The following is a 17,095-nucleotide window of genomic DNA, read 5'->3' on the forward strand; positions in this document are numbered from 1 at the left end:
TTTTTCTCCGTTTTTTTTCTTAATCGCTTTATGTTCTCTAAATCTTTCTCGTTTCTCAATTATTTCGTTCCATTTGCTTTTATCCTTTGTAAAAGCATAATCTATAGTTTCTAACGTTGGCAGTATTATTGTTAATAGTATTTTTCCTACTAAATTTAGGAACTCTTTTAGAGTTTCAAGTATGCCCCCTAGAAATAATCCAATGCCGTAAATTACTAATATAATAATATCAATTAATATTGGGATTATTAAGATAAGGATTACAATTCCTATAATAAACCATATTTTCTCCCCCTTTTTATTAATTATTAATCATAGTATTGAATTTTTAATTGATTTTTTTCTCAACCAGATTCATTCTGTTTTTCCATTATCATGATCTGTTTCTGTTGTTGCCAAAGCTTTTATTATTATCTTGGACAATTCCTCATTAACTATTCCCTCTTCAACCGCTTGGAGTTCATTAATTCTTTGATCCTTCCAATCAGACGTTATCTGATAATTTTCAATTAAGCGATCATGTTCAAAATTTGCTATTATTCCTAGGTAATTTCTCCAAGCAAACAACAAAATTGCTACTAATAATAAAAAGTTTCTTGAAAATTCAAGATACCAAAGCACCCCGAGTACTACGACTAATAAAAGAGTACCTTGAAATTCTGTATTCCGACCATTCTCTGCTTCTTCCCACATGTCAGAGACTATAGCCCATAGTATGAGTATACCCACTATTACTATGACAATATCACGCATTATTCCCCCCACTTTTTGCTAATCAATAACTTTGTGCTCCCGTATAATTGATTCGTTTAGAGGATACAATTGTGAGTGGTTGGTTGTTAAAGACACTAGATTTAGGTAAAAAAATAAAAAATACACTATATCGTGATTTTTTTGTTGACAGGATATGAAAAATAGTGTTTTATGGCGCTGCTGTACTAGCGGAACTGTGTCTAGAATTACGGTAAAGGTATTACCTCTCTTATAAGTTTATATGAATGTTCAGAGCCCTGCTTTTGCGGGGTTTTTTATTGTCTTGTTTACAAAAAGAAACACACATGAAAACCACTGAGAAACCTGCAAAAAGAACGCCCCCAAAGGCAGGTCAAGGGCGGGTAAAAGGCGTGCCAAATAAAACGACACGCATTTTGAAAGAGGCAGTGCTTAAAGCAGCAGAGCGTGCTGGTAAGAAATATGGTGATGATGGTTTGATCTCTTACCTCGAAAAACAGGCACTGAAATGCCCAGCTGCTTATTTAGCGTTGCTTGGTAAGGTGTTGCCTTTACAGGTAACAGGTGAAGATGGGGGAGCCATTAAGATGATAACGCGTGTAGAAATTGCGCCTTTAGTGAATGACGACACGACAGATTAATATTGTTCCAAAGCTTATACCGATATTTACAGGGAATGCTTTGGTGCGTGCTGCTTGGGGAGGGAGAGGGTCTGGAAAGACAAGATCATTTGCCTTGATGGCTGCTTTAAAAGGCTATCAATTTGGTATGCAAGGGATATCAGGCACTATTCTTTGTGCACGGCAGTTTCAAAATTCTTTGGCAGAAAGTTCATTGGAGGAGATTAAGCGCGCCATTGAAGCGCATGACTTTTTAAAGGACTATTACAAGGTTGGGGAGTCTTCGATTAAGTCGATAGATGGTCGTATAGCCTTTCAGTTTTCTGGTCTTGACCGCAATATTGCAAGTATCAAATCCATGGGGCGAATTTTGCTTTGTTGGGTTGATGAAGCAGAGCCTGTTACAGAGACGGCTTGGCAAACGCTTATACCGACGTTGCGTGAAGAGGGAGAAGGATGGCGAGCAGAGTTATGGGTGACATGGAACCCATTGCGTGAGAATGCCCCCGTTGAGAAGCGGTTTCGTTTTTCCAACAATGAGGCAATCAAGCGTGTTGAGATCAATTGGTCAGACAATCCGAAGTTTCCGAAGATCTTGAATGAAGCGCGGTTGGATGATCTTAACAATCGACCAGAGAGCTATAAGCATATTTGGGAAGGGGATTATCTGAAAGCCGTTCAGGGTGCTTATTATCAAAAGGAAATGTTGACAGCTGAGCAGGAGGGGCGAATAGGACGTGTTGCGCGCGACCCTTTGATGCAAATGCGTGCTTTTTGGGACATTGGGGGAACAGGAGCCAAGGCGGATGCGACAGCAATATGGATAGCACAGTTTGTGGGGCGAGAAATTCGTGTTCTCGATTACTATGAAGCACAGGGGCAACCGCTCTCAGAGCATATAGGCTGGTTGCGTCAAAATGGCTATGAGAAGGCATTGATGGTTTTGCCTCATGACGGTGCGACGAGAGACCGTGTGCACAATGTGAGTTTTGAGAGTGCTTTAAATGATGCGGGTTTTGAAACGCAAGTGATCCCTAATCAGGGGGCAGGGGCTGTTAAGATGCGGATAGAGGCGGTGCGGCGTATTTTGCCGTCGGTTTGGTTCAATGAAGAGATGACGGTAGCGGGTCGTAAGGCACTGAATTGGTATCACGAGAAATGGGATGAGAAGCGCGGCATTGGTTTGGGTGCAGAGCATGATTGGTCGAGCCATGGGGCGGATGCCTTTGGTTTAATGTGCATTGTCTATGAAGCACCCCGTGTCAAACCCAAACAAGAGCGTTATTGCACTATGGAAAGAGAAGCGGCATCATGGATGGCATTCTAGATCAAGACTTTCAAAAAACGACAATCCTCGATGAATATGAACTCTATAAGCGTTTAAAGTCTTGGTACGCAGAAGATATTGAACATGTCAATGAATGGCGTGAACAGGCGCGTGAAGATTTTGATTTTTATAATGGTCGCCAATGGGCGGAAGAAGATCTTGCGGTTTTAAAAGAGCAACGCCGCCCTGTCATGACCTTTAATCGTATTGCACCCCTTGTGAATGCTATTGTTGGTGCAGAGCGTAATAACAAGCGCGAAGTGCAATTTCAACCACGGCAAGTAGGAGCGGCAATACCAAATGAATTGCTTACTGGAGCAGCAGAATGGTTTCGTGATGAGGCGGAGGCGGAATATGCCGATTCTGATGCTTTTCAGGATATGGTTATTTGCGGTATGGGCTGGACAGATACACGGCTTGATTATGAATCAAATCCTGAAGGAACCCCTGCTGTTCAACGTTTAGACCCACTGAAAATGGTTTGGGATGCCAATGCTGTAAGACCAAATCTCATTGACGCACAGCGTATGTGGTATGTTGATCGCAAATCCGTTGAGGATGCGAAAAGTCTTTTTCCTGATGTGGCTGTTGAAGATCTTAACGCCGATTGGGCTATCGATAGTACAACCGCTTCTGAGGATTCTCATGTGTCGCTTGATGCGTATCATGATGACTCCAATGCGACTTCTCTCTCAGAGCCGTGTTCTGGGAAACGCTATGTTACGCTGGTTGAATGCCGTTGGTTTGAATATGAGACCACTTACAAGGCGCCTGATCTTCAAACCGGTCAGATGCGCAACTATAGCAAACAGGAGTTTGAACAGCTTCAAAGGGTAATGCCACAGTTACAAGGTGCGCGTTTTAATAAAAAAGTGGTCAGGCGAGCCTTTCTGGGACGGCGCCTTTTAGCAAAGCCCGATAAGCCATTAGCACCTGATGAGCAGCTAGGTTGGGAATGTATCACGGGCACGCTGGATAAGCTTAAAAACCAGTTTTACGGGATTGTTCGCCCCGCAAAAGACCCACAAAAATGGTCGAATAAATATTTTAGCCAAGTTATGTATATCCTCAATAGCCAGTCTAAGGGCGGCTTGATGGCAGAACGAGACGCTTTCGATGATGATCGCCAAGCGTTAGAAAGCTGGGCGCGAACGGATACGATTACTTGGGTTAAAAATGGCGCGCTTACAGGAGGGAAAATTCAACCAAAGCCAAGTGCACAATTTCCCAATGGATTTTTCCAGCTGTTTAATGAATCGCGTGAGGCGATAACACATGTAACAGGATTATCGGCAGAATTTATTGGAACACGGGAGGTTAATCAAGCGAATGTTCTGGAAAATACACGCCGGCAATCAACGCTTAATTTGCTTGCAGGTTTATTTGATAATCTCAAGCTTTATCGGTGCAGACAAGGAAAAATTATTCTTTATCTCATCCAGAATTACCTCTCTGATGGGCGTTTGGTGCGCATTTCTGGACAAGAGAATGCGCAATATGTGCCGTTAACTCGTGAAGCTGTCACAACTCTTGAGTATGACATTATTGTTGATGATTCACCTACAAGCCCTAATGAAAAAGAAAAAACTTTTGCGGCAATTACGCAAATGTTGCCATTGCTTGGTGGTTTCTTAACACCGGATATGATTCCAGATCTTTTAAAGCTTTCGCCACTACCGGCAACATTGGTAGCAAGTTTAACGGCAAAAGCACAGCAGGCACAACAAGAACAACAGCAACAGCAGATGATGCAACAAAGTCAAGGGGCACAATTAACCCCTGAGCAACAAGCAAAGATTGCTGTTTTACAGCAGGAAGCACAGGCAAAGAGCACACTCTATCAACTTGATGCACAGCAGAAACAAGCAGCATTGCAGCAGAAAAATATCGAACTTTTCTTGAAGCAAGAACAAGCGCGGATGCAACTTGAGCTTGAACAGGCAAAAAATGAGATAGCGCAGCGCGATTTAGAACGCAAAGCCCTACAGGCACAGTTGGAACATTATCGAGTTTTGACAAAAAATATAATAGCACATTGAAGGGACAGAATATGGAAGAAGAGTTTACGCCTGAAGAACAAGCAATCTATGATGAACATTTTGCCAGTGATAATGCTGTTGAGTTGGTCGAGCCTGAGCAAGTTGAGGAAGTTTTTGAAGCAGAGGAAAGTTCTGAACAGCCAGCTGTAGAACCAGTTGGAGAGCAGCCAAGCTCTGATGCAATAGGATCTGATAAATTAGAGCAAGAGCGGCAAGCACGCCAAAAGGCAGAACAAAGCGCCATTGAAGCGCGTGAATTGGCTATTGAACTTGCGCAAAAATATGCCGCAATGCAGGAAGAAATCACGCGCCGCCGTGAGGAAAATATTCCTACCCTAGAAGACGATCCAAAAGCACATGTTGCATGGCTTAGTCATAAGGTACAAGAACAACAGAAATTGCTTGATGAGTTTTCTCATATGAGAGAGAGCCAAGAGCGCATGAGTCAAGAGGAATATGAACGCCAGCAGTTAGGTAATTATTTCGAGGAAGCCAAAGCGCAAGTACAAGATAAATATCCAGATTTAGACAGTATCACGGACTATCTCTATGAAAGAGCAGACAGTGTTCTACAAGCGCAAGCAAGCCTTTACCCACAATGGAAAGACCCTATGGCGCGGCAACAGCAAATTGGTGCTGAATTGCGCCAAATATGCCAGCAGTGCCAGAAAGCCGGTATAAACCCAATCGAAGTGCTGGTGCAAAAAGCAAAAGCTTTTGGCTATAGTGGCGCGCCAGTTAAGGACGAAGTGGGAGTCCTTCAAGAGCGTTCTCAAGCAGCGCGGACACTCACTGCGCGCGGCGGGCAAGTTCCAACAGGTGGGATGGATGTGAGAACGCTTTTTTCCATGCCGGAAGCCGAATTTGCAGCATGGGTTGAGAAAAATCCCGAAAAATTTGAACAAATTATGTGCAGAGCATGAAGATGTGCGCAATGGCGCGACAGAGAGAACCAAGTGATTGTTATCGTTTGGTTGTGCCGTAAGGCAGTTTTAAAAACCAAGAAAGGCATTGATTGAAATGGCAGTAACACAAGTAAAGCTCAATGACCCATTAGCCGTTGGCGTTTGGGCTAAGATGCTAAATACAGAGACCTCAAAAGCGTTGCCTATTGCACCGCTGATGGGGAAGAGCAAAAATAGCATTATCCAAGTGTTGGATGTGCTAGGGAAATCCGCTGGTGACTCCGTTACGAGCGGTTTACGAGTCCAACTTATGGGGGATGGCGTTAGCGAGGGACAAACGCTGGAAGGCAATGAAGAAGCACTCCAATTTATGAATGAAAAGGTGCACATCAACGAGCTTACTCATGCTGTGCGCATCAAATATGAAGGCTCTATTGATCAACAACGTGTTCCCTTTAATTTGCGTACCGAAGCAAAAGATGGGTTGGTTGATTGGTATGCAGACCGTTTAAGTCTGATGTTTTTCATTCAGGCAGCAGGCTATAGCGCACCATGGATGCATTTTGAAGGACGCACCATAACGCTTAAACCGGTGCATTATGGTTTTAACGCGCCATCAGAGCCAAGCAAATTGCGTATTATTCGCCCGAATAAGAAAAAGACTGATGAAGAGCTTACAAAAGAGGATGTTTTTACATTAGATCTTATAGATCAAGCTGTTGAACGCGCAAAACTTGCAAATCCACGTTTGCGTCCTGTTCGTGTTGATGGGAAATCGGCTTATGTGATGTATCTCCACCCAATACAGGTAACTCAATTGCGTACTAACACCAAGAGTGGTCAATGGTTAGACATTACCAAGGCAGCTTATGATGGCTCTGGAGCGAAGAACCCAATTTTTAATGGTTCTTTGGGGATGTATAACGGTGTCATTTTGCGTGAAGCAGAGCATGTCCCCAATGGTGTTAATTCAAAGACACAAGAGCCTGTGGCATCTGTTCGTCGTGCTGTTTTGCTCGGTGCACAAAGTATCATCATGGCTTATGGGCGTATTGGCAATGGTGCAACAGGAGGCAATGGGGAAAATAGTGCGACGCGTTATAAACTTGTTGAGGAATTGTTTGATTATCAACGTGAATTTGGTTTGGCTGCAAAGACCATTATCGGCATGAAAAAATCACGCTACACCTTGCCGCATTCTGATCAAGGGGGACAGGATTTTGGTACCATTGTCATCCCTTCTTTTGCAGAAGCGAGCTAACAATTTTAATTGTATTAAAGGATTACAATTATGGCAGAAAAATCGCTAATTACACAGGAACCTGTTGAAACCGTTGAGACCGTTGGTATTATGACAGATGAGGGTTTGCCACCTATTTTGCAAGGACGCAATAACTCTACGCAGCAGGTTAGTTTTTTACGGGCGCGTGTTAAATGTACAGACCAAGGGTTGATAACGAAAATTGGTATTCTACCCCGAGGGGCTTTTATCAAAAGCATTAAATTTTATGCCATGACGGATTTTGAAGGTGTAACAGCTACATTTGGAAAAGAGCCTCATGGTGATGATTATGGAAAAAATAAACTTTCGCAATCTAGCGATGGCAATGTGTACATACCCATGGAGGAACGAGATGTCCCACTAGAAGCTGAAAATACAATTTATATGACACGAGACAAGCAAAGCACCAAAGGTGATGTTGAGGTGATTGTTGAGTTTTACACCAATCGTTAAAGGCAAGGGGGCGTTTGTTTCTTGCGTCCCCTTCCCACACAGGATGCCCCAAGACATTTGGAAGAGGGTGATATGACAATAGTAATACAGACAGGTGGTCCGATTGGAGAAAAAGAGACCATTGTTCCTTGGGATAAAAATTTTATCCAGATGTTAAACGATATTCAGGATGAAATAGATGATCAAACCAATGAGTATGTTGATCAAGTGCAAAGAGCGATATTTTCGGCTATTCGCTTTTGTGAACGATTGCCTTTTTATTTCAATGAAAGCCGTGAAATTGTTTTCACCACTCTAAAGGGCAAAAGCCGTTATGGCGCAGAGACACATCCCTCTATGACAGGGGCTGTTCGAATTGTTGATGCTTATATTTATGAGGACAATCACAGCAAATCAAGACTTTTGCATGGGGACGCGCTCTTCATTGAGAGCCTTGAGGATGACTCTCACCATAGCATGCCTACGCGCTATGCCTATTTTGAACAAAAGTTTGTCTTGTATCCAACACCAGATCGAGTTTATTCCATCAGGCTTATTCTCGATCCTATAAGAATAAAAGACATTGAGAGCGCACAAGACGCGTCCATATGGTTTTGTGAAGCCTATGAATTGATCAAAACCCGCGCAAAATATGAACTCTATACGAATATTATTAAAGAACCACAGATGGCAGCGGCAGCTTTTGCCATGTTTCAAGAACAGTTAGACGCATTGAGAATTGAGACTTCGCGGCGCAAAAATCTGTTCAAAATTCAACACACGGATTTCTGATGACTTTTATTCCTATTGCTGAATATAGACCGGACACCGCATTTATTAATAGTGGTTATTCTCATGAGATAGTAAACGTTTTGCCGGCACCAAATTCGTATATTCCGTTTCCCATGGTGGCGCCAGTCTCAGATCTTTTTCCGGATGTGATTTTGGGGGTCTATGCGGTGCGCTCGTTGAGTGGTGTGCGCATCATTGTGGGCGCACCAACAAAGCTTTATGAATATGACAACAGCACGCGCGGCTGGAAAGACATTAGCAAGCCTCACACACAATATCACGCCAATGAGACCGCGCTTTGGTCTTTTGCTTCCTTTGGTGATCATATTATTGCTGTTAATAGCAATGATCCACCACAAATGCTTTCGTTGAAAACAGATGAAAAGTTTTGTGATTTGAGTGGTAATCCGCCGCGTGCTGGACTTGTGCGTGTGTGGGGTGATTTTGTTTGCCTGATGCAACTAACAGATAAGCCAAACCGTGTGCAGTGGTCAGGTTTGAATGATGCAACACATTGGACGGTTGGGGAGAAAAGTTGTGATTATCAAGATTTTCCTGATGGTGAATATGTTCAAGGGTCTACGGAATCAACCAATCCACTTATTTTTATGCGCTCCGCCATTTATCATGCAACTTTTGTACCAGGCTCTAAAATTATCTTCAGTTTTGCAAAAATAAAAGACAAAATAGGGGCGAAAAGCAGTACAGCAATTGCAAGCCGTGGAGACTGTACTTTCTTTGCATCTGATGATGGTTTTTATCAAATCAACAGTGGTGGTGAAATGCTCCCTATAGGCTTTGGAAAAGTCGATAAAACTGTTTTTACGCTTTACAATAACTTTGCCATTGATGAGATGAAAGCCTGTATTGATCCGGTCTATTCTCGTGTTTATTTTTCTATCAATGATAACACCGAAGGGATGCATATTTATGTTTATGATTGGCTCTTACAAATATGGAGTGTCATTAAGGGGCAAAACCTTCTCTTATTTCCCCTTTTTGCAGCCGGTTATACATTAGAAGGCTTAGACGAAGTACAAGAGAGCTTGAAAGATTTACCAGCTTCTCTTGATAGTAAAATGTGGCAAAATGGTGCGCCTGTTTTGGGAGCCTTTACGCCAGACAACACATTTGGATTTTTTGCAGGTCCTCCGATGGAAGCAGTTATTGCTTCACAAATTGTGGGGGATACGGGTAGGCAAATCAACCTGATGAGTGAGGCTTTTGTTCAAGCGGATACAACAAATGGTTTTTTGAGTGTTGGGGCGGCATTTATCATTGATAACAAGAACCAATTAAATTGGGCTAAAGAGCGTTATGCCGGCTATAATAATGGGATGTATAATATCCGCTCACGGGCGCGTTATCACGCTTTGCGTCTGAGAATACCAGAAGGCACGCCATGGACACATATAACAGGCTTTGATGTGACGCTCAAACCCGCGGGCATAAGATGAGTTTTAAGATCTATAATACAGAAAAATGGAGCGCTGAACAAATGGCGCCCTATTTTGAGAATGTCATAAAATCGATAGCTTATTTTAATCAAAAATTCCCTGATGATTATAATACAGAGACCATTTTAAACGATATTTTAAAGGGAGAAAAAGTTCTTTGGATTATCGTTGATACGCATGAAAACTTTATGGCGCATGTCACAACACAGTTACAAGAACTCGTCACTGGAGCATTAAGGGCGGTTATTGTCACACTTGGTGGAAAGGGAGGAGCGCCCTTAACAAAGCTTATCACTCAGATTGAAGCTTATTACAAGGAAAAAGGGGCAAAAGAGCTTGTCATCATAGGCAGGCGAGGGTGGGAAAAATCTCTTAAATCGCATGGATATCTCGTTAACCTTTTAGAATATAGAAAGCAGCTTTAACATGGGAAAAAGTTCTAAACCAATCCAGAATACCCAAAATACGACGCAAACAAATGCACCCCCTGAATGGGCAAAAGGTATTTTTGAACACGCCGCTAAGGACGCCATGACTTTTTATAACCAAGGCAGCGGAAAAGCCGTTTATGATGGACAGCGTGTTGCAGATTTAAGTGATCAGACAAAGAATGCCATTAATGGGCTTACCAATAATACGCATAACTATGATAACAACACTTTAAATGGATTAGCCACAGGGCAAAATGCAACAAGCCAAAACTTAAAGAACATGGCTTCAGGTCAACAAGTAGGCAATAACCCTTATTTTAATGAAGCACTTCAAAACACATTAAATAAAGCAACAGACACGATTAACAGTTCACTTTCGGGGGCGGGGCGTTATGGTTCTGGGGCGCATACTGGGGTTTTGGCTGATGAATTGGGGGGCATAGCAACACAAGCTTTATCACAGCAATATAACCAAGATGTCAACAACATGATGAATGCCAATGGTCTCATTGACCAAGCAAACCAAAATCAGTTGGCTGGCGCCAATAACTTCTTTCAAGGTCAAGGTCAGGCAAATCTTAATGCGTTGACGGGAGGGAGTGTGCTTGATGCCAATCATCAACGGCAATTAGATGAAGAGCGGCAAAAATGGGAGCAGCAGAACAATCTTGATTGGGACCAGTTAAGTAAGTTGCTCGCAGCTGGTGGGGCTGTTGCTGGAAATTATGGAACACGAACAGGACAAATGACGACATTGACTCCACAGCCAAAACCTAATCCGTGGGAGATTGTTGGAAATGTTGGAACTATCCTTGGTACTTTTGCTGGGCTTAGCGACATCAGAGCGAAAGAAAATATCGTGCAAGTGGGGCGGCGAAATGGACACAAACTCTATGAGTATAATTACAAGGGCTATCCAGAGCGCTATCGCGGGGTGATGGCACAAGATGTTTTGAAGTCAAAACCTGAAGCTGTTTTCTTGCATAAGGCGACAGGCTTTTTGCATGTGGATTATGGCAAGCTTGGCTTTGAGATGGAAAGGGTGCGGTGATGGAACAAGAAAACACAAATTCTCTTTTAAAGTTGTTTGATCCAAAATTTTTGCGTCCCTTGATATATCAGGGTATGTATCAATTGCCAAAGCATTTGTTCGAACAGCTTTCTACGCCTCCAAGCACGCCGTTGGAAGGGCGATACAAGCCAAGTTTTTTAGAACGCGCTGCTTTTAGCACAGACCCTTTTGATGCGAACAATGGGGATAATACTCCACAAAAATTGAGTCCTACAGAGCTTATTAGTGGTTCTCAAACAGGAGGAGGAGAAGTTGGGAAAAAAACGCCAGCAGAATTGATTATGTCTACGGATGATTTAAAGCGCCAAATGCTTCCATTGCCGGATGTTTCAAAGGATACTGTTAAGATACAAGAGGCGCCAGAGCAACAAAAGCATGACTTCTCGCAGGGAGGCGTTGCATCAATGGTTTCTCAATCTCCACTTTTTACGAACATTGGTAAAAGGAGTGAGGATGAAGCACAACGACAGCAAAAAAATGCGGTAGATTACACTACTGAACTCAACAACAGATCTATGGCAGAAAATCCGCAGGGGAGCAGCCCTGTCAATAAAGAAAAACTTTCTCATACGCCTATTCCAGAAGAAGAACATTTAAAAGCAAATGCTAAGCCCGAACAGGCAACGGATTATGTAAACGCAGTTGGAAATTTTATCCATAAAGATGCAGACCCAAGCAGCTTATGGGAGCGTTTTAGAAAATCAGAATTTTCCGAGCATTTAATGGATTTTTTTGCGGGGCTTGCATCAGGAAAAACACCGCAAGAAAGTTTTTCAAATGCGGCGCTTGTTATGCGGCAGGGCAATAATGTACGAGCTCAAAATAGACCAATTTTTGAGTTTTTACGCTCTAAAGGATATAGTGATAAAGACGCACAAGCCCTTGTGCAATATCCAGATCTTGCCATGAAAGTTATAGGCAACACGTTAAGCCCTCAAGAAGGCTATAGAACATTGACAGCAGAAGAAAAGGCAGAGCAGGGATTGCCTGAGGATATGACTTTCCAAGTCTCAACAAGCACAGGGAAAATTATACCTGTCCAAGGAGGACAGCGTTCCACTGCTTCTGGATTTGGGAGTAATGCGGGGGGCACAGTGTCAAAGCCTGAATCAGGTTATATGTATGTTAAGGACGAAAATGCACTTGGTGGCATACGTGCGGTGCCAATTGCAGGCAGTGGTGCAGAATATAAATTAATTCAAGAACAGAAGGAGGAGGAGCGTAAAAACCAACAAACACAAATGCGAATTTTGGAAACAGCAGACAGGTCAAATCGTATACTCTCGGCATCTAAAGAATTGCTAAAAACTGTTGAGGAGAACCCGCATGTTGTTGGTTTTACGGGTTCTATAGGGTCGTTCCTTCCTAATTCTAAGGCAAACGATTTCGGACACATGCTCGATTCATTGAAGGCGAGTATCGGGCTTGATGCCTTGAGAAAAGCAAAAGCATTTTCACCAAATGGCGCATCTGGCTTTGGGAACTTGTCTAATATGGAATTGCAAGCATTGCAAAACTCTGTAGCGGCGCTGTATCAAGATCTTTCCGCAGAGCAAATGAAGAAATCTTTAAAAACAGTTATTGACACTTTCAACAAATCCAATGCAGCAACGCGCGCAATTCTTTTTGGTGGTGCAGAAGCAACAAGCGAGCTCGTTCGAGCTGCCTATGGGGAAGATGCTTATAAAGGGAATAAGGGAAATCATGCACAGTCAAATGATCCACTAGAAAAACAGATAGAAGCATTGCCGGAAGGCATGCTGTTCGTTGATAGTGACGGGCGTATTAAGGAGAAACAAACCAATGGCTGAAGTAATTCCTCCCCTTATTAATCGTAAAAACACAAGAGTCATTGGGCATATAAGTGACTATACACCAGAACAGCTTCAAGAACTTTTCGCGAAAAATAAGGAAAAGCTAAGAGGTTCCATTACAGGAAATAATGGTGCAACAGAAGAAGATGGTCCACATCCAAGTGTTGCTGGTGCTTTTGGATGGGGGGCTCTTCATGGGTTAACTATGGGCTATGATGATGAAGCAGCAGGGTTGACATCAGCACTTTGGGAGGGGTTGTGGAATGGAACAGATAAGGCAGTCAAAAAATATAATGAAGTGACAAAACGATGGCGTGATTATCAAAGAGCGGCGAACCGAGATCATTTTTATGCATCTCTTGCGGGGAATTTAACGGGGGCAGCGGCACCCATAATAGCTTCTGCCTTCTTTCCACCCGCAGCAGGAGCTACTGCTGCTGCGCGTTCCGCTCTTGGGGCTGATGTGCTTTTGGGAAGTAGAGCAGGTGCCACAGGAGTACGAATAACGAGTAAAGCTTTAGCTGCAGGAGAAAGGGCGGTGCAATCTGCTTTAGCAGAAGGTGCAGAACGGACAGCGGCAAAAGCAGCAGGTGAAGCCGCAATGAAAGCAGTAGCAAGTAAAGAGGCGGCAAAGTTTAGCTTGGGGCGTGCAGCAAAAACTGGAGCCATTTATGGTGGGATAGCAGGCAGTGGTGAGGGGGAAGGGCTTGCAGATACTCTAGTGTCTGCTGGGCTTGGTGCAGGGCTAGGCGTTGCAACACCATTTGTTGCCAGTGGTGTATCAAAAGCAACATCTTTTGCGACAAGATCACTTAAAAAAACGCCTGCTATTGTGAAAAAAACACCTGAGGCTCTCAAAAACACAGTTGGAAAATTGTTTGGTAAAACTGAACCAATAACACAAGGTGTAGAAAAAGAGGCATTTCAGATAAGCGATAGAGCGCTTAGGGATGTAAGCCAAACTTTAGGGGATGAAGGTGTTGATAAGCTTGAAAGGGCATTAAAACAGCGTGGTCCTGATTCAATGATTATTGATCTTCATGATGGGCTTGCTACAAGAGCTTTTAAGGCAGCAAAAAAAGACCATGATATATATTCGCTCATAAGTAATCGTTTGAACGAAAGGCAAGGTGCAAGTGCACTGCGGGTAAAGGATGCGTTGACAGATGTGATGGGTCCAAAAGTAGATACGCTTAATTTAAAGCAAGAGATTATCAAACAAGCACAGAAAAAGGCTGAACCATTTTATGAGAGGGCGAAAGCTTCTCCTATTTCTAATGCTGTCAGTAAAGATTTATCGCGGTTGCAAGAAACTCCTGCCTTCCAAAAAGCCTATAAAAAAGCAATTGCGCAAATGACAAATGAAGCGGATGCAACAGTTATAGGGAGCAATGGATATCCAAAACTGAATATGCGGATTTTACATAAGATGAAAGAGGTTTTGGATGATCAAATTAAATCTGCACGTATCAAAGGAAAATGGGGATATGCTCGAGATTTGACTGATTTCAAACAACGCATTCTGGACGTTTTGGATACATCATCTCCAGATTATGCTAAAGCACGGAAAATTTATTATGACGAGCGTACTATTGGTGATGCCTTAGAGCAAGGAGAGCAAGCGCTGAAGAAGAGCGTTAATCTCGACACAATCAACAGTCAACTTTCGGGTTTTGGGTTGATGGAAAAAGATGCGTTTCAAAAAGGTGTACGGTCGCAACTAGAGGATGCGGCAGGCAATGCACAGAATTTTGACCACAATCTTTTGAGTTTGTTTGACACGCAAAATGGTCAAGAAAAATTACAGCGTATTTTTGGTGAGGATAAAGCCAAGCAACTTATGAAAGTGTTGCGACCAGAAGTGGAAAGAACAAAGCTTTTTGCACGAATGCCAAACCATATGGGTGAAGTGGAAGAGAGGGGGGCACAACAGACTATGGGTATAGGAAAGATTGCTTTCATCAAGGCAGTTGTAAAAAATTTCTTAGGGAAATTTGGACGCAAACTCTCAAGCGTCCATAAAGATACTGAAAGAGATATTGCAGCGCTTATAACAGCGCGGGAAAAAGGAGATTTTGGGTTAGCAAGAGAAAAAGCTGTTGAATTAATTAAGAAGTTTCATGAAGCAGAAAAGAAACGCTTAATAACCAAAGAAGACCACACAAAATTCTTCAATTTTCTTGGCATTCTTTTGAATAGCAGTGCTGATAGAACGGTTATAAACTAATGATCAATTTTCATCCCAATGTGAAGCGTGCTATCTCACAGGCAGCACAAAAATATGGTTTGCCGGAAAGCTTTCTTGAACGTGTCGCCATGATAGAAAGTAACGGTAATCCAAATGCAAGAAATAAGAACAGCAGTGCAGGGGGGCTGTATCAATTTTTAGATTCAACAGCAAAGCAATATCAACTCAATAACAAGTTTGATCCCTTTCAAGCAACCGATGCTATGGCACGGTTAACGAAAGATAATACGCGTTATTTAGCTACAGCATTAGGCAGAGCGCCGTCAGAAGCAGAACTTTATCTTGCACACCAACAAGGACCAGCAGGGGCAGTAAAGCTTATCAAAAATCCACATATTCCAGCAAGCCAGCTTTTAGGGCGTCAAGCAGTCGTCCTTAACGGAGGTCATAGTGAAGCTACAGCGGGGGATTTTACGAATCATATTTATAGGCTTTACAACAAAACGGGAGATACTTCGAATGGTATGACACCACAAAGCCAAAGCAATGGGCAAGCAGCACCAAACGAGGTCGGTCCTTTTCATGGGTTTGAGAGGCTTCAAAAGACACTTCAAGGTAATCAAGTGGGTCAAGGTGATCAAGGGGGCAGCCAATTGATGGCATATGACACGCCATTCCCAAACAGAATGATGGCACCTGAAAGCAGAAACAATTTAACAGAACAGGCTATGGAAACGACACCATTGCAAGCACAAGGCATTGATGCAGGTGCTCTTAAAAAGGGTTTTTCCGGTTTGCTTCATTTAATGAGAGAGAATGGAGAAAGGCAAAAACAGCAGGCACAGATGGTACAGCAACAAATGTTACAGCAACCAATCATGGCGGGTTTCTCACAATCGACTAGGCGCCCGACAGATTTAACACCTCTGATTGATCCCTCTAGGCGGCAATCTGTCGGTTCCTATAGGCGGCAAAAAGAAGAGCAATTGCGCGAAGAGTTATTAAGAAGAACGGGGGCTTATCATGTCTGATATTTATGACTGGTCACTCACAGCTGATCAAAATGCCAATTCAGATAGTATGATCAATTGGGCAGAAGGGCAGCCGCCTAGTTCTGTCAATGATAGTGCGCGAGTCATGATGCAGCGTATACGTGAATATCTTGCCGATAATGGCGGTTCTCTTGACTCAAAGTTTATTGTGAATGGAAAGGAACAAACAACATCAATCCTGTTAACGACGGTTTCGTCAATAGCGAAATATAAAAACGATATCATTATCCGTTTTAAGGCGCGTGGTATGAATATTGGCACGACAACAATAAACATGAATAATATAGGAGCAAAGCCACTCTATAAAGCCACCAGCACGGGGATAGTACCATTGACAGGCGGTGAGTTACAAACAGGGGGCATTTATGAAATAGTCTATAATGATGGCGCATCAACAAAAGGTCTTGAGGGCTGGTATCTTTTAAATCCTACCCCCATTCCACCACCAAAGGTCGAAACCTTTCCTTGCGGTTTTATTGCGACCTTTGCTATGCAAGAAGTGCCAAACGGTTGGCTTTTATGTGATGGCGCTACTTATGAACGCAAGGATTATCCGCAATTATTCAAGGCGATAGGGGATAAATGGGGAAAAAACAGCGATACAACCTTTAAAGTTCCAGACTTTAGAGGAATGTTTTTGCGTGGCTTTGACAATGGTCGCGGTTTAGACAGAAATAGAAAATTTGCTGATATACAGCAAGATTGCCTTAAATCGCACACACATGTTGCCACCATTGAAAAAGCGGGGGAGCATACCCACAACTTTCGCTATCAAATATTTGGATGGCCAGCGAATAGAGTTGGTCGAAGGAATCCATATTATGATCCTGATTACACCACAGGAGTAACGGAGCCTGCTGGGGCACACACGCATAAGGTAACCATATCTTCAACAGGTGAAACAGAAACACGCCCTGTTAATATAACGGTTGTTTATGCTATAAAATCATAA

At 42.8% G+C, this 17,095-nt stretch carries 15 protein-coding genes; 14 read left to right on the forward strand and 1 reads right to left on the reverse strand.

What is annotated here, in order from left to right; translation table 11 throughout:
* Positions 1 to 354: 354 nt before the first annotated feature.
* On the reverse strand, positions 355 to 753 hold the full coding sequence (locus tag MCO_RS02815) for a hypothetical protein (RefSeq protein WP_007552491.1): 399 nt from the start codon (positions 751 to 753) through the stop codon (positions 355 to 357).
* A gap of 305 nt (positions 754 to 1,058) precedes the next feature.
* Between MCO_RS02815 and MCO_RS02820 the strand changes: the two genes are divergently transcribed.
* The 14 genes from MCO_RS02820 to MCO_RS02885 all read left to right on the forward strand — a co-directional run bounded on the left by MCO_RS02820 (position 1,059) and on the right by MCO_RS02885 (position 17,095).
* Entirely contained in the window at positions 1,059 to 1,373 is a 315-nt protein-coding gene (locus MCO_RS02820) for a hypothetical protein (protein WP_040298753.1), read from the forward strand.
* A complete protein-coding gene (locus MCO_RS02825) occupies positions 1,354 to 2,679 on the forward strand; it encodes a PBSX family phage terminase large subunit (RefSeq protein ID WP_007552495.1) in 1,326 nt (441 codons plus the stop codon). The genes MCO_RS02820 and MCO_RS02825 overlap by 20 nt, the downstream gene beginning before the upstream one ends.
* Positions 2,664 to 4,718 (forward strand): portal protein, encoded by a 2,055-nt coding sequence (locus MCO_RS02830; protein WP_007552497.1) that lies wholly within the window; start codon positions 2,664 to 2,666, stop codon positions 4,716 to 4,718. The genes MCO_RS02825 and MCO_RS02830 overlap by 16 nt, the downstream gene beginning before the upstream one ends.
* Before the next feature lie 11 nt (positions 4,719 to 4,729).
* Positions 4,730 to 5,641, forward strand: coding sequence for a hypothetical protein (locus MCO_RS02835; RefSeq protein ID WP_007552498.1), 912 nt, complete (start codon positions 4,730 to 4,732; stop codon positions 5,639 to 5,641).
* Positions 5,642 to 5,738: 97 nt separating this feature from the next.
* Entirely contained in the window at positions 5,739 to 6,884 is a 1,146-nt protein-coding gene (locus tag MCO_RS02840; RefSeq protein ID WP_007552499.1) for a N4-gp56 family major capsid protein, read from the forward strand.
* Positions 6,885 to 6,914: 30 nt separating this feature from the next.
* Positions 6,915 to 7,358: a hypothetical protein gene (locus MCO_RS02845; protein WP_007552500.1), complete on the forward strand. Its 444-nt coding sequence runs from the start codon at positions 6,915 to 6,917 to the stop codon at positions 7,356 to 7,358.
* A 72-nt stretch (positions 7,359 to 7,430) separates the two neighbouring features.
* Entirely contained in the window at positions 7,431 to 8,129 is a 699-nt protein-coding gene (locus MCO_RS02850) for a hypothetical protein (protein WP_007552501.1), read from the forward strand.
* Entirely contained in the window at positions 8,129 to 9,586 is a 1,458-nt protein-coding gene (locus tag MCO_RS02855) for a hypothetical protein (RefSeq protein WP_007552502.1), read from the forward strand. Before MCO_RS02850 ends, MCO_RS02855 begins: the two co-directional genes overlap by 1 nt.
* 41 nt (positions 9,587 to 9,627) lie before the next feature.
* The gene (locus MCO_RS02860; RefSeq protein ID WP_007552503.1) at positions 9,628 to 10,011 is read left to right on the forward strand and encodes a hypothetical protein; all 384 of its coding nucleotides are present in this window, start codon (positions 9,628 to 9,630) and stop codon (positions 10,009 to 10,011) included.
* Position 10,012: 1 nt separating this feature from the next.
* Positions 10,013 to 11,068, forward strand: a complete 1,056-nt coding sequence (locus tag MCO_RS02865; RefSeq protein WP_007552504.1) for a tail fiber domain-containing protein — start codon at positions 10,013 to 10,015, stop codon at positions 11,066 to 11,068.
* Positions 11,068 to 12,900 (forward strand): hypothetical protein, encoded by a 1,833-nt coding sequence (locus MCO_RS02870; protein ID WP_007552505.1) that lies wholly within the window; start codon positions 11,068 to 11,070, stop codon positions 12,898 to 12,900. Before MCO_RS02865 ends, MCO_RS02870 begins: the two co-directional genes overlap by 1 nt.
* Entirely contained in the window at positions 12,893 to 15,130 is a 2,238-nt protein-coding gene (locus MCO_RS02875) for a hypothetical protein (protein WP_007552507.1), read from the forward strand. Before MCO_RS02870 ends, MCO_RS02875 begins: the two co-directional genes overlap by 8 nt.
* Positions 15,130 to 16,122 carry a transglycosylase SLT domain-containing protein gene (locus MCO_RS02880; protein ID WP_007552508.1) on the forward strand — a complete coding sequence of 331 codons (993 nt, stop codon included), beginning with the start codon at positions 15,130 to 15,132 and terminating at the stop codon, positions 16,120 to 16,122. Before MCO_RS02875 ends, MCO_RS02880 begins: the two co-directional genes overlap by 1 nt.
* Positions 16,115 to 17,095 (forward strand): tail fiber protein, encoded by a 981-nt coding sequence (locus MCO_RS02885; RefSeq protein ID WP_007552509.1) that lies wholly within the window; start codon positions 16,115 to 16,117, stop codon positions 17,093 to 17,095. The genes MCO_RS02880 and MCO_RS02885 overlap by 8 nt, the downstream gene beginning before the upstream one ends.

It is taken from the genome of Bartonella sp. DB5-6, assembly GCF_000278115.1.
GTDB lineage: Bacteria > Pseudomonadota > Alphaproteobacteria > Rhizobiales > Rhizobiaceae > Bartonella > Bartonella refiksaydamii.

Coding starts and splice junctions, on each gene's coding strand:
- MCO_RS02855 (WP_007552502.1), top strand. CDS start 8,129: ATGACTTTTATTCCTATTGCTGAATATAGACCGGACACCGCATTTATT.
- MCO_RS02830 (WP_007552497.1), top strand. CDS start 2,664: ATGGATGGCATTCTAGATCAAGACTTTCAAAAAACGACAATCCTCGAT.
- MCO_RS02860 (WP_007552503.1), top strand. CDS start 9,628: ATGGCGCCCTATTTTGAGAATGTCATAAAATCGATAGCTTATTTTAAT.
- MCO_RS02845 (WP_007552500.1), top strand. CDS start 6,915: ATGGCAGAAAAATCGCTAATTACACAGGAACCTGTTGAAACCGTTGAG.
- MCO_RS02825 (WP_007552495.1), top strand. CDS start 1,354: ATGACGACACGACAGATTAATATTGTTCCAAAGCTTATACCGATATTT.
- MCO_RS02875 (WP_007552507.1), top strand. CDS start 12,893: ATGGCTGAAGTAATTCCTCCCCTTATTAATCGTAAAAACACAAGAGTC.
- MCO_RS02820 (WP_040298753.1), top strand. CDS start 1,059: ATGAAAACCACTGAGAAACCTGCAAAAAGAACGCCCCCAAAGGCAGGT.
- MCO_RS02840 (WP_007552499.1), top strand. CDS start 5,739: ATGGCAGTAACACAAGTAAAGCTCAATGACCCATTAGCCGTTGGCGTT.
- MCO_RS02815 (WP_007552491.1), bottom strand. CDS start 753: ATGCGTGATATTGTCATAGTAATAGTGGGTATACTCATACTATGGGCT.
- MCO_RS02870 (WP_007552505.1), top strand. CDS start 11,068: ATGGAACAAGAAAACACAAATTCTCTTTTAAAGTTGTTTGATCCAAAA.
- MCO_RS02835 (WP_007552498.1), top strand. CDS start 4,730: ATGGAAGAAGAGTTTACGCCTGAAGAACAAGCAATCTATGATGAACAT.
- MCO_RS02865 (WP_007552504.1), top strand. CDS start 10,013: ATGGGAAAAAGTTCTAAACCAATCCAGAATACCCAAAATACGACGCAA.
- MCO_RS02885 (WP_007552509.1), top strand. CDS start 16,115: ATGTCTGATATTTATGACTGGTCACTCACAGCTGATCAAAATGCCAAT.
- MCO_RS02850 (WP_007552501.1), top strand. CDS start 7,431: ATGACAATAGTAATACAGACAGGTGGTCCGATTGGAGAAAAAGAGACC.
- MCO_RS02880 (WP_007552508.1), top strand. CDS start 15,130: ATGATCAATTTTCATCCCAATGTGAAGCGTGCTATCTCACAGGCAGCA.